The sequence below is a fragment of the Streptomyces shaanxiensis genome (assembly GCF_039537145.1).
In the GTDB taxonomy this organism is placed as follows: Bacteria; Actinomycetota; Actinomycetes; order Streptomycetales; family Streptomycetaceae; genus Streptomyces; species Streptomyces shaanxiensis.
Map to the genome: position 1 here is coordinate 1 of NZ_BAAAZY010000045.1, position 16,124 is coordinate 16,124.

14 protein-coding genes and 1 pseudogene are annotated in these 16,124 nt (G+C 70.7%); 8 read left to right on the top strand and 7 right to left on the bottom strand.

All coding sequences use genetic code 11. The annotated features are described in order from the left end of the window. The 3 genes and pseudogenes from ABD932_RS43755 to ABD932_RS43765 all read right to left on the bottom strand — a co-directional run. Positions 1-253, bottom strand: a pseudogene (locus ABD932_RS43755) (tyrosine--tRNA ligase); the annotation flags it as partial. Between the two features lie 55 nt (positions 254-308). Next, entirely contained in the window at positions 309-1,703 is a 1,395-nt protein-coding gene (locus ABD932_RS43760) for a metallopeptidase TldD-related protein (RefSeq protein WP_345022158.1), read from the bottom strand. Then, positions 1,700-3,223, bottom strand: coding sequence for a TldD/PmbA family protein (locus ABD932_RS43765; RefSeq protein ID WP_345022160.1), 1,524 nt, complete (start codon positions 3,221-3,223; stop codon positions 1,700-1,702). The genes ABD932_RS43760 and ABD932_RS43765 overlap by 4 nt, the downstream gene beginning before the upstream one ends. Positions 3,224-3,473: 250 nt before the next feature. Between ABD932_RS43765 and fabG the strand changes: the two genes are divergently transcribed. The 3 genes from fabG to ABD932_RS43780 all read left to right on the top strand — a co-directional run bounded on the left by fabG (position 3,474) and on the right by ABD932_RS43780 (position 5,463). After that, a complete protein-coding gene (gene fabG, locus ABD932_RS43770; protein ID WP_126390828.1) occupies positions 3,474-4,178 on the top strand; it encodes a 3-oxoacyl-[acyl-carrier-protein] reductase in 705 nt (234 codons plus the stop codon). A gap of 5 nt (positions 4,179-4,183) precedes the next feature. Further along, positions 4,184-4,951, top strand: coding sequence for an enoyl-ACP reductase FabI (fabI, locus tag ABD932_RS43775; protein WP_062142324.1), 768 nt, complete (start codon positions 4,184-4,186; stop codon positions 4,949-4,951). 161 nt (positions 4,952-5,112) lie between these two features. After that, a complete protein-coding gene (locus ABD932_RS43780) occupies positions 5,113-5,463 on the top strand; it encodes a hypothetical protein (RefSeq protein WP_345022163.1) in 351 nt (116 codons plus the stop codon). On the opposite strand, the gene ABD932_RS43785 is transcribed toward ABD932_RS43780, so the two are convergent. Continuing rightward, entirely contained in the window at positions 5,441-6,133 is a 693-nt protein-coding gene (locus ABD932_RS43785; RefSeq protein WP_126390822.1) for a FadR/GntR family transcriptional regulator, read from the bottom strand. The genes ABD932_RS43780 and ABD932_RS43785 overlap by 23 nt on opposite strands. 70 nt (positions 6,134-6,203) lie before the next feature. On the opposite strand from ABD932_RS43785, the gene ABD932_RS43790 reads away from it, so the two are divergent. From ABD932_RS43790 to ABD932_RS43805, 4 genes are all read left to right on the top strand, one after another. Continuing rightward, entirely contained in the window at positions 6,204-7,505 is a 1,302-nt protein-coding gene (locus ABD932_RS43790; RefSeq protein WP_345022167.1) for a CynX/NimT family MFS transporter, read from the top strand. A gap of 49 nt (positions 7,506-7,554) precedes the next feature. Continuing rightward, positions 7,555-7,671, top strand: a complete 117-nt coding sequence (locus tag ABD932_RS43795) for an SGM_5486 family transporter-associated protein (RefSeq protein WP_345022169.1) — start codon at positions 7,555-7,557, stop codon at positions 7,669-7,671. Positions 7,672-7,898: 227 nt separating this feature from the next. Continuing rightward, the gene (locus tag ABD932_RS43800) at positions 7,899-8,105 is read left to right on the top strand and encodes a hypothetical protein (protein ID WP_345022171.1); all 207 of its coding nucleotides are present in this window, start codon (positions 7,899-7,901) and stop codon (positions 8,103-8,105) included. Positions 8,106-8,170: 65 nt separating this feature from the next. Beyond that, positions 8,171-8,689, top strand: coding sequence for a SixA phosphatase family protein (locus ABD932_RS43805; protein WP_345022173.1), 519 nt, complete (start codon positions 8,171-8,173; stop codon positions 8,687-8,689). Between the two features lie 160 nt (positions 8,690-8,849). Here the strand turns inward: ABD932_RS43805 and serB are convergent, their stop codons facing one another. Together serB and ABD932_RS43815 are read right to left on the bottom strand one after the other, a co-directional pair. Next, positions 8,850-10,058, bottom strand: coding sequence for a phosphoserine phosphatase SerB (gene serB / locus ABD932_RS43810; RefSeq protein ID WP_345022175.1), 1,209 nt, complete (start codon positions 10,056-10,058; stop codon positions 8,850-8,852). 394 nt (positions 10,059-10,452) lie between these two features. Beyond that, positions 10,453-12,843, bottom strand: a complete 2,391-nt coding sequence (locus tag ABD932_RS43815; protein WP_345022177.1) for a streptophobe family protein — start codon at positions 12,841-12,843, stop codon at positions 10,453-10,455. 240 nt (positions 12,844-13,083) lie between these two features. Here ABD932_RS43815 and ABD932_RS43820 point away from each other — a divergent pair, with 240 nt between their 5' ends. Continuing rightward, positions 13,084-15,657 carry an ABC transporter ATP-binding protein/permease gene (locus tag ABD932_RS43820; protein WP_345022178.1) on the top strand — a complete coding sequence of 858 codons (2,574 nt, stop codon included), beginning with the start codon at positions 13,084-13,086 and terminating at the stop codon, positions 15,655-15,657. Positions 15,658-15,785: 128 nt separating this feature from the next. Here the strand turns inward: ABD932_RS43820 and ABD932_RS43825 are convergent. Beyond that, positions 15,786-16,124 (bottom strand): transglycosylase SLT domain-containing protein (locus ABD932_RS43825; protein WP_345022180.1); only part of this gene is annotated, 339 nt, incomplete at its 5' end.

The following is a 16,124-nucleotide window of genomic DNA, read 5'->3' on the forward strand; positions in this document are numbered from 1 at the left end:
CCGCCGTCGGGCGCGGGTCGCCGATCTGGCCCGTGGCACCGCCGACCAGCGCCAGCGGGCGCAGGCCCGCCTGCTGGAGGCGGCGCATGGTCAGTACCTGGACCAGGTGTCCGACGTGCAGGCTGGCCGCGGTCGGGTCGAAACCGCAATAGAACGTGACGGGACCGTCCGCGAGCGCCTTGCGCAATGCGTCCTCGTCAGTGGACAGGGCGATCACGCCGCGCCACTTCAGCTCGTCGACGATGTCCGTCACGGTTCTCGTGTCTCCTTGATGATCTCGGGCAGTCGGGTGACAGCCGACTACGAGGTTATACGCCCTGACTGACAGAGCTCATGTTGAAATCGGGGACGCGCAGCGCCGGCATCGCCGCCCTGGTGAACCAGTCGCTCCACTCCCTGGGCAGCGTCTTCTCCGTACGCCCTGCCTCCGTGGCCCGCCCCAGCAGATCCACCGGCGACTCGTTGAACCGGAAGTTGTTGACCTCGCCGCTCACCTCGCCGTTCTCGACGAGGTACACCCCGTCCCGGGTCAGGCCGGTGAGCAGCAGCGTCGCCGGGTCGACCTCGCGGATGTACCAGAGGCAGGTCAGCAGCAGCCCGCGCTCGGTGTTCGCGACCATCTCCTCCAGCGAACGGTCCTCGCCGCCGTCCAGGATCAGGTTGTCGATGCCCGGCGCCACCGGCAGACCGGTCAGCCCCGCACTGTGCCGGCTGGTGGTGAGGTGCTTCAGCTCGCCCTCGCGCATCCACTCCGTGGTGGCGAGCGGCAGCCCGTTGTCGAACACCGACTGGTCGCCGCCGGAGGAGTGCGCGATCACGAAGGGCGCCGACTCCAGGCCCGGCTGGTTCGGGTCGCTGCGCAGCGTCAGCGGCAGCTCGGTCAGCCTCTCGCCGACGCGCGTCTTGCCACCGGGCTTGGAGAACACGGTCCGCCCCTCGACCGCGTCCCGCCCCGACGCCGACCACAGCTGGTAGATCAGCAGGTCGGCCACGGCGGTCGGCGGCAGCAGCGTCTCGTACCGGCCCGCCGGCAGCTCGAGCCGGCGCTCGGCCCAGCCGAGGCGTACGGCCAGCTCGGCGTCCAGCGCCGTCGGGTCCACGTCCTTGAAGTCCCGCGTGGAGCGCCCCGCCCACGCCGAGCGCGTACGGTCCGGCGACTTGGCGTTCAGCTCCAGCGTCCCGTTGGGCTGGTCGTGCCGCAGCCGCAGCCCCGTGGACGTGCCCAGGTACGTCGACACCAGCTCGTGGTTGGCGAAGCCGTACAGCTCCCGCCCGCCCGCACGCGCGCGTGCGAAGGCCTCGCCGAGCGCCGGGGCGAAGTCGGCGAACACGGTGGACGACGTCTCGGCCGGGGCGTCCGTGAAGTCGGGCGACGCCGGTACGTCCGTCACCAGCGGCTGCGCGTCCTCGGCGGGGCCGGCCCCGCGCGCGGCGGCCTCGGCGGCCCGGACCAGCGGTTCCAGCTCGTCGGCGGTCACCGCGGACCGGGAGACGACCCCGGAGGCCGTGCCCTCCTTGCCGTCGACGGTCGCGACGACGGTGAGCGTCCGCCCGCGCGTGACGCCGTTCGTGGTCAGCGCGTTGCCCGCCCAGCGCAGATTGGCGGTCGACTGCTCGTCGGCGATGACGACGCACCCGTCGGCCCGGGACAACTCCAGGGCCCGCTCGACGATCTCGTGCGGCTTGTTGGTACGGGCGCTCATCGACCGGCCTCCTGCGTGGTGTTCAGAATGTTGACTCCCTTGAAGAGGGCCGACGGGCAGCCGTGCGAGACCGCCGCGACCTGCCCCGGCTGCGCCTTGCCGCAGTTGAAGGCACCGCCCAGGACGTAGGTCTGTGGCCCGCCCACCGCGGCCATGGAGCCCCAGAAGTCGGTTGTCGTCGCCTGGTAGGCCACGTCCCGCAGCTGCCCGGTGATCCGCCCGTTCTCGATCTTGAAGAACCGCTGCCCGGTGAACTGGAAGTTGTAGCGCTGCATGTCGATCGACCAGGACCGGTCGCCGACGACGTAGATACCGCGGTCGACGCTCCCGATCAGATCCTCGGTCGACATCCCGGCCGGGTCCGGCTGCAGCGACACATTGGCCATGCGCTGCACCGGCACATGCCCGGGGGAGTCGGCGAACGCGCACCCGTTGGACCGGTCGAAGCCGGTCAGCTTCGCGATCCGCCGGTCCAGCTGGTAGCCGACCAGCGTGCCGTCCTTCACCAGGTCCCAGGACTGGCCCGCGACGCCCTCGTCGTCGTACCCGATGGTCGCCAGGCCGTGCTCGGCGGTGCGGTCACCGGTGACGTTCATCAGGTCCGAGCCGTACCTGAGCTTGCCGAGCTGGTCGAACGTGGCGAAGGAGGTGCCGGCGTAGGCGGCCTCGTAGCCGAGGGCACGGTCCAGTTCGGTGGCGTGGCCGATGGACTCGTGGATGGTCAGCCACAGGTTGGAGGGATCGACGACGAGGTCGTACGGCCCCGCCTCCACGCTCGGCGCCCGCATCTTCTCGGCGAGCAGCTCCGGGATCCGCTCCAGCTCGCCCTCCCAGTCCCAGCCGGTGCCCGTCAGGTACTCCCAGCCGCGTCCCACGGGCGGCGCGATGGTGCGCATGGAGTCGAACTCGCCACTCGACTCGTCCACCGACACAGCGGTCAGCTGCGGGTGCAGCCGTACACGCTGCTGGGTGGTCACGGTCCCCGCGGTGTCGGCGTAGAACTTGTTCTCGTGGACGGTGAGCAGCGAGGCGTCGACGTGATTGACCCCGTCCGCCGCCAGCAGCCGCGCGCTCCAATCCGCCAGCAGCCCCGACTTCTCCTCGTCGGGCACGCCGAACGGGTCGATCTCGTACGACGAGATCCACGTCTTCTCACTGTGCACGGGCTCGTCGGCGAGCTCCACCCGCTCCTCCGACCCGGCGGCCTTGATCACCTGGGCGGACAGCTTCGCCATCGCCACGGCCTGCGACGCGACCTTGGCGGCGGCGTCCAGCGTCAGATCCACCCCGGAGGCGAACCCCCAGGTCCCGCCGTGCACCACCCGCACCGCGTACCCGAGGTCGGTGGTGTCCGACGACCCGGCGAGCCGGGCGTCCCGCAGCCGCCAGGACGCGCTGCGCACCCGCTCGAACCGGAAGTCCGCATGCTCGGCACCCAGCGCACGCGCGCGTGCCAGCGCCGCGTCGGCCAGGGCGCGTAGCGGAAGCGCCGTGAAGGCTTCATCGATCGTATGAGGCACGGAGGTCTCCCTGCTGTCGTGGCCTGTCGGCACCGATCATTTCGCGCGGGCGGGGCCGCGGACCACACGTTTCCGGCTGGAGTCCGCATCTTTCTGTAGGGACCCGACAGTGACACCCGTAAGCCACTGTCGGTGCCCGAATGTCCGACGGCGGGACGCGACCGATAGGTTTTCGGAGAAGCCGCCTGTCATCGCCGCCTGTCCACAGGTGCTCGGGCGGGTATCAGACCGCTATCGAAAGGGTGATCCGTTGAGCCGCTCGGTTCTCGTCACCGGAGGCAACCGGGGCATCGGCCTCGCCATCGCCCGCGCCTTCGCCGACGCCGGCGACAAGGTCGCGATCACATACCGCTCGGGTGAGCCACCGGCCGGCTTCCTCGCCGTCAAGTGCGACATCACCGACACCGAGCAGGTGGAGCAGGCCTACAAGGAGATCGAGGCCGAGCACGGCCCGGTCGAGGTTCTGATCGCCAACGCCGGCATCACCAAGGACCAGCTCCTGATGCGCATGTCCGAGGAGGACTTCACCTCGGTCATCGACACCAACCTCACCGGCACCTTCCGGGTGGTCAAGCGCGCCAACCGCGGCATGCTGCGCGCCAAGAAGGGCCGCGTGGTGCTCATCTCCTCGGTCGTCGGTCTGTACGGCGGTCCCGGCCAGGCCAACTACGCCGCCTCCAAGGCCGCCCTGGTCGGCTTCTCGCGCTCCCTCGCCCGTGAGCTGGGCTCGCGCAACATCACCTTCAACGTCGTCGCGCCCGGCTTCGTCGACACCGACATGACCAAGGTGCTCACCGACGAGCAGCGTGAGGGCATCGTGAAGCAGGTGCCGCTCGGTCGTTACGCGCAGCCGGAGGAGATCGCCGCGACGGTGCGGTTCCTCGCCTCGGACGACGCCTCGTACATCACTGGAGCCGTCATCCCCGTTGACGGCGGACTGGGAATGGGTCACTGATCACCATGAGCGGAATTCTCGAGGGCAAGCGCGTCCTGATCACCGGTGTGCTGATGGAGTCCTCCATCGCCTTCCACGCCGCCAAGCTGGCCCAGGAGCAGGGCGCCGAGATCATCCTGACCGCGTTTCCGCGGCCCACGCTGACCGAGCGCATCGCCAAGAAGCTTCCCAAGCCCACCAAGGTCATCGAGCTCGACGTGACGAACGACGAGCACCTCGGGCGCCTGGCCGACATCGTCGGCGAGGAGCTCGGCGGTCTCGACGGCGTCGTGCACTCCATCGGCTTCGCCCCGCAGGACGCGCTCGGCGGCAACTTCCTCAACACGCCGTTCGAGTCGGTCGCCACGGCGATGCACGTCTCGGCGTACTCCCTGAAGTCGCTGACCATGGCCTGCCTGCCCCTGATGCAGAACGGCGGCTCCGTCGTCGGCCTCACCTTCGACGCCCAGTACGCCTGGCCGCAGTACGACTGGATGGGCCCGGCCAAGGCCGCCCTGGAGGCCACCAGCCGCTACATGGCGCGTGACCTGGGCAAGCAGAACATCCGCTGCAACCTGATCTCCGCGGGCCCGATCGGCTCGATGGCCGCCAAGTCCATCCCGGGCTTCGCCGACCTGGCCTCCGTGTGGGACAGCCGTTCCCCGCTGGAGTGGGACCTCAAGGACCCGGAGCCGGCCGGCCGCGGCATCGTCGCGCTGCTGAGCGACTGGTTCCCGAAGACCACCGGCGAGATCATCCACGTGGACGGCGGCCTGCACGCCATCGGCGCCTGATTTCCGGTACGTCGTCGACGCCCCGTTCCCCGCACCGCGCGGGGAGCGGGGCGTCACCCGTTCGGCCTATCCGGCCGGGCGGGGGAGACCCGCGAACGCGCACTCTGGAGTACGCGTTCACCACGCGAGCCCCTCCCCCGTACGGCCGAGGAGGTCCCCTTGTGCGCTTCTCCCGCCGCCTGGCCTCAACGACCGTCGCCGTCGCACTCGTCCTGCCCCTGCCGCTCGAGATGATGGCCCACGCGCGCGTGCACGCCGCTGAAACGGAGCCTCAGGAGCCGTACGGCGCCGAGTGCTGGATCCGTCTCACCGGCTCACACGTGACCGCGTACTGCCACAACCCGTATCCGGAGACCGACCGGGTGAGCCTGCACGTCGAGTGCGCCCGCTGGTGGGACATCGACAGCGACGGCTCCTGGGTGGACGCCGAGCCCGCGCAGACCGTGCGGCTGACCGCACGCTGCTGGAAAGAGGTCGGCTCGGTGTGGGTCAGTCACCGGCGGGAGAGCTGAAGCGCCCCGGACGGCACAGGAACGGATAGCCGGCCGCTTCCGCCGCGGCCGTCGTCGCGTCACCCGCGCGGATCGCGTCGACCAGCCGCCCGTGGTCCATGTGCGTCTCCGGCGTCAGCTTCTCGCCCACGTCCTCGCGCAGCCAGTCCCGCAGCACCTCGCCCAGGTCCGCGTACATCGCGGTCATGACGTCGTTGTGGGACGCCGCCACCACGGCCAGATGGAAGGTCGCGTCGGCCGCCACGAACGCCTCCGCGTCACCCGACGCCCAGGCCTCCTCGCGCCGCACCAGCAGCGCGTCCAGCTGCTTGAGGTCCTTCTCCGTGCGCCGCTCGGCGGCCAGCTTGGCGGCGGCCGACTCCAGCGTGGAGCGCAGCTCGGCGATGTGCCGGGGGTCGGCGTCGGCGAAGCGGCGGTGCATCACGCCGGCCAGCTCGCTGGTCGCCACCACATAGGTGCCGGAGCCCTGGCGGATGTCCAGCAGGCCGTTGTGCGCGAGTGCGCGGACCGCCTCGCGGACCGTGTTGCGGGCCACGCCGAGCTGCTCGACCAGCTCTGGCTCCGTCGGGATACGGGAGCCGACCGGCCACTCGCCCGAGGTGATCTGGTTCCGCAACGCCGCGATGACCTGCTCGGACAGCGCCGAACGGCGGGGGTGGCTCAGGGGCATGGCACACCTTCGCACGGGAGGACCGGGGCCGGGCGGCCCGGGGGTGGACAACCAATCATCCCATGATTCTATGATGGGCGACATGGCAAGCCAGGAGACCCGGACGACGACGCCGACATCCATACGCACTTCGCAGGCGTACGAGCCCAGTACGCCCCCCACGCGCGCGTGGACGACACGGCTGCTCGTACTCGGCATCGTGCTGTCCGCGCTGAACCTCCGCCCCGCCATCACCAGCCTCGGCGCCCTCCTGGAGGAGGTCCGCGACGGGCTCGGCATGAGCGGCAGCCTGGCCGGAGTACTCACCTCCGTGCCCCCGCTCTGCTTCGCCGTCTTCGGCGTCATGGCCCCACGGCTCGCCCGCCGCTTCGGCCCCGGCGCGGTGGTGTGCGCCGGCATGGCCGCCATCACCGCCGGACTGCTTCTGCGCCCGTACGCCGGGAGCACGCCCGGCTTCCTGGCCGCCAGCGCCCTCGCCCTCATGGGCATCGCCGTCAGCAACGTCCTGATGCCGGTCATCGTCAAGCGCTGGTTCCCGGACCGCGTCGGCTCCATGACCGGCCTGTACTCGATGGCCCTCGCCCTCGGCACCGCGACGGCGGCCGCGGTGACCGTGCCCATGACCGAGACACTGGGCGGCAGTTGGCAGACCGGCCTCGCGGTGTGGGCGGGACTGGCCGCGGCGGCCGTACTGCCGTGGATTCCGTTCGTACGGCAGCGGGGTGCGGGGTCTGCCGAGCCGTCGGCGGCGCGGCAGGAGCACGCGCGCGTCGAGCCTCCCGTCGCCCTGCGCGTCACCCGGAGCCGTACCGCATGGGCGCTCGCCGTCTTCTTCGGGCTCCAGGCCACCGCCGCCTACATCACGATGGGCTGGATGCCGCAGATCTTCCGGGACGCCGGCGTGCCCGCGTCCACGGCCGGCCTGCTGCTCGCCGTCACCATGGTGATGGGCGTGCCGCTGGCCTTCGTCATCCCGCGCGTGGCCACCCGGCTCCCGCACCAGGGCCCGATCGCCGTCGCGCTCGGCGTCTGCGGTCTCGCGGGCTACGCCGGCCTGTACTTCGCGCCGGCCGCCGGTGCCTGGGCCTGGGCGCTGCTGCTCGGCGTCTCCAACTGCGCTTTCCCGCTGGCCCTCACGATGGTCGGGATGCGGGCCAGGACGGGCGCCGGCGTCGCCCAGCTGTCCGCCTTCGCGCAGAGCACCGGATATCTGCTCTCCATCCCGGGTCCGCTCCTGGTGGGCGTGCTCTACCAGCACAGCGGCGGCTGGGGGCTGCCCATCGCGCTCATGACCGGCCTGATGATCCCGCAGATGCTGGTGGGCGTCCTCGCGGGACGCAACCGCACGGTCGAGGACGAGGCGGCCCGATGAGCCTCACCCCGGCGCGCCCGATGCGGGAGAGGGGTGCGAGACTGGCCGTATGCCAGTGCTCGACCCGAACCCCCGGAACGGCCAGAAGAAGATGCTGCTCGTCTTCGGCGCGTTCTTCGCCATCTTCGTGATCATCGGCGTCATCGCGACGATCGCCTCTCCCTGATGCGGCTCTCCCCGACGCGTCTCTGCCTGACACATCTCTCCTCGGCGCCTGCCTCACCGACACACTGCGTCGGGCCGATGGTGGGGCTAGCACCACCATCCCCTAGGGGGTGAGTGTCAGGGTCAACTGGGTGGATCACCGGATGGGTTGAGGGCCGGGATTTCCGTAACTTCGGAGTGTGACCGCGAGAGGCGGACACGGACCACTCGAAGACCCACGGAGGCATCATGTCGGCCCCTACGCACACCTCGCCCCACCCGGCGTCCACGGGCCGTGCCGACATCCGGCTGCCCTGGTGGGCCCTCGCCCTGCCGACACTCGCCTTCATCACGCTGCTGACGCTGATACTCGACCCGTCCGACGCCCACGCCGCGACCGCCGAACCCGCGATCACCCGGCTCTTCGAGCACATACAGCAGCTGATCATGCGCTGAGCACGGCCGAAGCCGCACGTCAACTCCCTGCGCCCCATGGCCTGTTTCATGCGAAGCTGGGACTCATGAGCGTCGCAGAACCCCGCAGGATTGTCCTCTTCCGGCATGCGAAAGCCGACTGGCCACAGGTGACCGACCACGAGCGGCCGCTCGCAGATCGGGGCCGAATGGACGCGGCAGAGGCCGGACGCCGGCTGGCCGACACCGACATCCCCTTCGATCTGGCCCTGTGCTCCACCGCGACCCGGACCCGTGAGACCTGGAAGCTCGCCGTCCACGAGTTCCCGCACCGGCCGAAAACCATCTACGAAGAGCGGGTCTACGAGGCCTCGCCCGGCGAGCTGATCGCCGTGCTCAACGAAACCCCCGACGACGCGCAGAACCTCCTGCTCATCGGCCACAACCCGGGCGTACAGGGCCTCGCCGAGATTCTGTCCGGCTCGGCCGAGGGCGACGCGCGCGACCGGCTGAGCCGCCGCGGCTTCCCCGCCGCCGCCTTCGCCGTGCTCTCCTTCAGCGGCACCTGGAAGACGCTGGAGCCCGGCGTTGCCACGCTCGTCGACTACTGGGCCCCGTCCGAGTGACCGACCCGTGCGCAGGGGCCCGGCACCGTCACGGCGCCGGGCCCCTGCGCATGCAGCCGTCGGGTGCGGGCCCCAGGCGCCAGGCCCGGGTCAGCAGGACATGCGCGAGGGCAGCCGCCCTCACCGTGCGATGGGCGGCACACGGCGCGCACGCGGCACATCAGTCCTCGTCGTGCATGTCCGCGGCCTCGACCTCTTCGCGGGTGACGCCCAGCAGATACAGGACCGTGTCCAGGAACGGCACGTTCACGGCCGTGTGCGCCGCCTCCCGCACCACCGGCTTGGCGTTGAAGGCGACGCCCAGACCGGCCGCGTTGAGCATGTCGAGGTCGTTGGCACCGTCACCGATCGCCACGGTCTGGGACAGCGGCACACCCGCCTCGGCGGCGAACCGGCGCAGCAGCCGCGCCTTGCCCGCCCGGTCCACGATCTCGCCGGTGACCTTGCCCGTCAGCTTCCCGTCGACGATCTCCAGCGTGTTCGCCTGGGCGAAGTCGAGCCCGAGCCGCTCCTTCAGATCATCGGTGACCTGGGTGAACCCGCCCGAGACGACACCCACTTGATAACCGAGCCGCTTCAGCGTACGGATCAGTGTGCGCGCCCCCGGGGTCAGCCGCACCTCGGTGCGCACCTTCTCCACCACCGAGGCGTCCAGCCCCTCCAGCAGCGCCACGCGCGCGTGCAGCGACTGCTCGAAGTCCAGCTCCCCGCGCATCGCGGCCGCCGTCACCTCGGCCACCTTGTCCTCGCAGCCGGCGTGCGCGGCGAAGAGCTCGATCACCTCGTCCTGGATGAGCGTGGAGTCCACGTCCATGACGACCAGGCGCTGCGCGCGCCGGTGCAGACCGGCCGCGACGACCGCGATGTCGACACCCAGTGCCGCCGCGTCCGTCACCAGGGCGGTGCGCAGGGGCTCGGTCTCCACGCCGGACACCGCGAACTCCACCGCTGTCACGGGGTACTTGGCGAGCCGGAAGATACGGTCGATGTTGCCGCCGGACTTGGTGATCCTGGAGGCGATCGCGGCGGTCGCCTCGGCGGTGAGCGGGTGCCCGAGCACGGTCACGAGGGACCGTCCGAGCCCACGGGGCCGGTTGTCACCGCGGCCGGAGATGATCTCCGCCTGCATCTTCATCGACTCCGCCCAGCTGTGGACGGTCGCCCGCAGGTCCCCCTCCATCCCGGCGGGAGGCTGCGTCACGAGCGCGCACAGCGTGATCCGGCCACGGGTGAGGACCTGCTCGATGTCGACCACGTCGACGGAGTAGGCGGCCAGCGTGTCGAAGAGGCCGGCCGTGATGCCCGGCCTGTCCTTCCCGAAGATCTTGACGAGAAGTGTGGGGATGTCGGAGGTCTGCGAAGCGCTCATGGTGCTTCCACCGTATCCGGCACTCAGTGCCTGGCGCCCCTGAGGTCCGTCTAGCGGACACGGAACAGTGGGTGTCGCTCGGATGGCGCGGGTCTTACATTCGGGCCACGGTCGTATCGGTACCTGTGAAACGGCACAGGTGTAGCTGTGAGTCGGGTCGCCGACTCGGTCCGGTGGCTTCGGGTGTTTTCGGAGGCGCCCGGGGGCCTCCAGGGGCCTCTGGGCTTCTCCGTGTGCTGCCGGGGCGTACGGCGGCTGTGCTCGGGCGGGTCACCGCGAGGCTCGTCAGCCCCGCGCAGCCCAGCCCAGGCCCGCCCCGCGCCGCCCAGCCCAGGCCGGCCCAGCTCAGGCCAGCCCACGGATCACGAGCGCCGCTTCGGCTCCCCGGCGCGGATCATGGGCGCCCCTTCGGCCTCCCTGGCGGTGGGGGAGGGGGAGGCGGCGGTGGCGGTGGTGGCGGCGGTGGCGGAGGAGGAGGTCCTTCGTCCGCTCCGGACGGCGACCGGTTCCCACGCCGCCGGGGAGGCCGGGACGACCTCGGCGGCGGTTCGATCGGCCGGGCGACGGTGGGCGCGCCGTACACGTCGTCGCCGGCGGGGGGCGGTGGATCGCTGGAAGTCCGGTCACCGGACGCCGGGTCACCGGGCCGCCAGGCATCGTCGCGCCCCGACCTCGCACTGTGTCCCTGCCCCGCGTCGCGGCCCCAGTTCGCGTCGCGTCCCGGAACCTCGTAGTGCCCCAAGCTCGCGTCGCCCCCCGACCTCGCATCGGTTCCACGCCCCTCGTCGGACGGCCACGCACCGCGAGAATCGGACGGCCCCGCCCTCCCAGAATCGGACGGCCACGCACCCCCGGAAGGCGGCCCCCCGCCCGGCGGCCGCGCATCCTCAGGTTCACGCAGTTCCCCCGGCACCCGCAGATACGGATTCGTCGCCGGATTCGGTGGCCGATACGGCGTGCCCGGCGTGTACGGCCCCGACTGGCTCCCGTACGGCAAGCCCCCCGCACTCTCCGCCGCCGTGCCCCAGGCACCCGCGGTTCCCGTCGTAGCCGTCGCGGCATCCGCACCCGGCCTCGCACCCACGGCCGCGCCCAGAGCCAGCGCTGCCGCCCGCTGTCCCGCCGCCCCGGTCGCCCGGGCCAGCAACGCTCCCACCGCTCCCGCCACCGCGCCCCAAGCCGCCCCGAGGAGCAGCGCCATGCCGAGATTCCCCCGCAGCTCCACCCCGGCGCCGAACGCGTCGAAGCCCAGCACCGACAGCGAGGCGTCCACGGACAGTCCCGTCAGCCACGCGAGCAACGGCAGGGTCAACGCCGTCGCGATCCCGAGCCGCAGCGCACACCGCCCGGCGAACCCGAAGGGCCCTGGATCCCGTACACCTTCGATGCCCGGCCCTCCCGAGGCGTCGGAACCTGATGGCCGTACGACACCCGAATCCGGCCCTGCGACGGACCCGCTCCCGGCCCCAGATGCCCGTACCCCCCAGGAACCACCCGAGCCACCCACCGGCCCCGCACCCGAAGCCGCCCCGGTGCCAGGAGCCATCCCGCCTCGCGAACCCGGAACTTCGCCGGGCCCGCCGCCCCTGCCCCGGCTCCCAGCCCCGGTCGCGTGCCCAGCCCCAGCACCGGCCCCAGCCCCGGCACCGAGCCCAGCCCCACCGCCTACCCCCACCCCCACCGGCGTCCGCGCAGCGGTCAGCACCCCCGCGAGCAGCATCATCACCGCCGCCGCGACTCCCAGCAGCCACACGCGCCCGTCCAGCTCCGCCAGCCTGCTCAGCGTCACGGACTGGTCGGATCCGCTGTTCAGCAAGTCGTCCAGCGGGTCCGGCAGCAGGCCGACCAGGGCCCCGGTCGCCCTGCCGTCGAACGGGACGAACAGGCCGATGGGGATGCCGAGCCACACGCCGTTCGGGGCGCCCAGCAGGGCGGCGCCCGCGATGCGCTTGGGGTGGTCGTCGCCGATCGCCGCGTACGCCGCCGCCGCGAGCCCCGCCGCGACCGCGACGAGCAGCACCGTGACGAGGGCGGACGCGGCGGGCCGTACGACGCGGTGCACGGCCTCCCAGCCGCGCGGCAGCGGGGTGCGGCGCGAGGCCAGCAGGGCGATCAGCAGGATGCCGGCGGACCAGCCCAGGCCGCCGAGGAGCGTCGGCACCGTGTCCACCGTGAAGCCCACCGACGCCTTCGCGTCGATGAGGTCACCGATCTGGTCGGGCAGCAGCCCGCCGATGTCCCCGATGTCGCCCACTCCAGGGATCTCGACACCGCCGCCCCCGCCGCCGCCCGGCAGGGCGTCGAGCCCCAGCGAGCTCCCGTCGATCGTGATGACGTCGTGACCCGCCCAGGCCAGCCCGCCCAGCGTCGCCACGAACAGCGCGACCACCGCGCCCGCGCGCGCGAGGAGTTCGGTCGGCGCGATCACAACTCCCGCGCCCCGCAGGGACCGTAAGAAGAACCACGCCAGCAGGACCGCGCCGACCAGGCTCACCCCCAGTGGCGTGATCTCGATGGCGGTGGCCGCCTCCGCGCCCGTCAACCCGAAAGCGGACACATCCCCGGACGGTGTGACGGAACCACCCGCCCCAAGGGCCACCACCGCCGCGGTCATCGGGCCCAGAGAGCTAGCTGTGTCCGCCTCCAGCAGATGCAGACCGAGCGCCGCGGTGCCCGCCATCCCGATCAACGCCCAGCTCACGGAGGCGATCGCGGACAGCAGGATGTCCCCCCACGGCAGCCGCGTGCCGTGCCTCGTGGACTCGACGTTCGTGGACGCGCTCATGGCAGACCCCCCGATCCGCTCCGCGGCCGGCTCGCCGCGCATGTCCCCCTCGCGTGGATTACCACTCTCCGGGCTGGTTTCAACCCCGTCAACGGAACCAGTCGAAGCACGCGCGCGTGGTGTTCATAAGGCCCGACTTTCAGTCAGGGGGCGGAGCCTGAAATAGTTCCCGACGATGTTCGACATCCCTAGACTCCCTGTGTTGGGGGTAACTCGGGGGACTACTCAGTGGGGCATGGAGTGCCGGAACTCGTACTGGAATTGAATGGCAGGACCTGGACGCTCGACCCGTCCAGGTCCTACACCCTCGGACGCGATCCGCAGGGCGACATCGTGTTCGACGACGCCAGAGTGTCCTGGCGGCACGCCACGATCAGCTGGGGCGGCCGCAGTTGGGTCCTCGAGGACCACGGCAGCACCAACGGCACGTTCGTGCAGGGCCACCGGATCCATCACCTGGAGATCGGCCCGGGCTCGGAGGTGCACCTGGGCAACGCGACCGACGGACCGCGCCTGAACCTCTCCGGCACCGCGCCCGCCGTCGCCTCTCCGCAGGCCCAGCCACAGCAGCAGCCGTACGCTGCCCAGGGCGCGCAGGCCGGCTGGGCCCAGCCGGCACCCGCCCAGCAGGCACCGGCTCAGCAGGCACCGGCTCAGCAGGCACCCGCCCAGAAGGTCCCGCAGCAGCAGGCCCCGCAAGCCGGCTGGCAGCAGCCCCAGCAGGCCGCGGCCCACATCCCGGCACAGCAGGCCCCCGGCGGTGGCGCGGGGGCTCCGCCGGTCTACGGCGACCGCAGCCCCACCACGTTCCACCAGTTCGCCATCGGCCGTGTCATGCGCATCGGCCGTGCCCTGGAGAACGAACTGGTCGTCTCCGACCTCCAGGTCTCCCGCCACCACGCCGAGTTCCACTCGACGCCCGACGGCCGCATGGAGATCCGCGACCTCGGCTCGCACAACGGCACGTACGTCAACGGCCAGCCGATTCCCAAGGGCGGCTCGGCGATGCTCGGCCCCACCGACATCGTGGGCGTCGGCCACTCCACGTTCCGTATCGTCGGCGACCGCCTTGAGGAGTTCGTCGACACCGGTGAGGTCTCCTTCTCCGCCCGCCACCTGACCGTCACGGTCGACGGCGGCAAGCAGATCCTCAAGGACGTCTCCTTCGGCGTCCCGGAGAAGTCCCTCATCGCGGTCATCGGCCCGTCCGGCTCCGGCAAGTCGACCCTGCTCAAGGCGCTCACCGGCTACCGCCCCGCCAACCAGGGCGACGTCCTCTACGACAACCGGAACCTCTACAAGCAGTTCGCCGAGCTGCGCCAGCGCATCGGTCTGGTCCCGCAGGACGACATCCTGCACAAGGAGCTGACCGTCAAGAAGGCCCTCAAGTACGCGGCGAAGCTCCGCTTCCCGGCCGACACCACGGCCAAGGAGCGCGAGGCCCGCATCGACGAGGTGCTGCGCGAGCTGAAGCTGGACATCCACAAGGAGAAGAAGGTCACCTCCCTCTCCGGCGGCCAGCGCAAGCGCGTCTCGGTGGCCCTGGAGCTGCTCACCAAGCCGTCGCTGATCTTCCTGGACGAGCCCACGTCGGGCCTCGACCCGGGCATGGACCGCGACGTGATGCAGCTGCTGCGTGGCCTCGCCGACGACGGCCGTACGGTCCTCGTCGTCACCCACTCCGTGGCCGAGCTGGCGCTGTGCGACAAGCTCCTGGTGATGGCCCCGGGCGGCGCGGTCGCCTACTTCGGCCCGCCCGAGGAGGCGCTGAACTTCTTCGGCTACGACACCTGGGCCGATGTCTTCTCCGCCTTCGAGAACTACCGCGACTACGACTGGGCGGGACGCTGGAAGGGCTCGCAGCACTACCAGATGTACGCCGCGGACATCGACGCGATAGCTCCGCAGTCCGTACAGATGCCTCCGATGCAGGCGATGAAGCCGCCGAAGCCGCAGGGCTGGATGTCCCAGTTCATCACCCTGGTGCGCCGCTATGTCTCGGTGATCGCCTCCGACAAGGGCTTCCTGGCCCTGATGGTGATCCTGCCGGCCGTCCTCGGCGCGGTGAGCCTGCTCATCGACGCGGACAAGGACCTGCTGGTGAACACGGAGGTGAACCCCAAGACCGGCCTGCCCGTCCCGAACGGCACGGCCACGACCGTCCTGCTGATCCTCGCGGTGGGCGCCTGCTTCGCCGGCGCCGCCAACTCCGTACGTGAGCTGATCAAGGAACGGGTCATCTACGAGCGGGAGCGCGCGACCGGCCTGTCCCGGTCCGCGTACCTGATGTCCAAGGTGTTCGTGCTCGGTGTGATCACCGTGTTGCAGGGCCTGATGGTCGGCGTCATCGGCTTCTCCAGCCGCAAGATCCCCGACGAGGGCCTGGTGCTCGGCAAGCTGACGCTCCTGGAGCTGTCGCTGCCGATCATGGCGTTGGGCTTCAGCTCGATGATGTTCGGCCTGATCATCTCGGCGCTGGTGAAGACGGCCGAGAAGACGATGCCGCTGCTGGTCATGTTTGCGATCATCCAGGTCGTGTTCACCGGCTGCCTGTTCGCCCTGAACGGCTCGATCGGCGTCAACCAGTTCTCGTACCTGATGCCGTCGCGCTGGGCGGTGGGCGCCGCGGGCGCCACGCTGGACTTCAACAGGATCAGCCCGCCCGCCAAGGGCGAGAGCAACGACCCGCTGTGGGAGCACACCGTCGGCGCCTGGACCATGGACATGCTCGCCCTGATCGCCCTCGGCGTGATCTGCGGCTTCTTCGTGGCCCGCTTCCTGCGCCGGCACGAGCCCGAGGTCATGCGGAACTGATCACTGTCGTACGACTCTGATCGCTGCCGTACGACTCTGATCGTTTCGTCCGACGCCCGAAGGGCGGCACCCCGTCAGGTGGGTGCCGCCCTTCGGCGTAACTGATCAGAGGCCCGCGCCTACCTCACTCAGTACGCGCTGTTGACGTTGTCGATCGAGCCGTACCGGTCGGCCGCGTAGTTGGCGGCGGCGGTGAGGTTGGCGACCGGGTCGTACTGGCTGAAGGCCGTGCCCGGGACGTGGTACGCGTCGAAGGTCGGCTTGATGACCTGGAGCAGACCGATGGACGGGACGCCGTTCTGGGCGTTGATGTCCCAGTTGTTGATGGCGTTCGGGTTGCCCGAGGACTCCCGCATGGTGTTGCGGTACAGGCCGTCGTAGGTGCCCGGGATGTTGTGCTTCTTCATGATGTCCAGGGCCTCACGGATCCAGCCGTCGAGGTTGTTGGCGTAGGTCTTGGCGGCGAC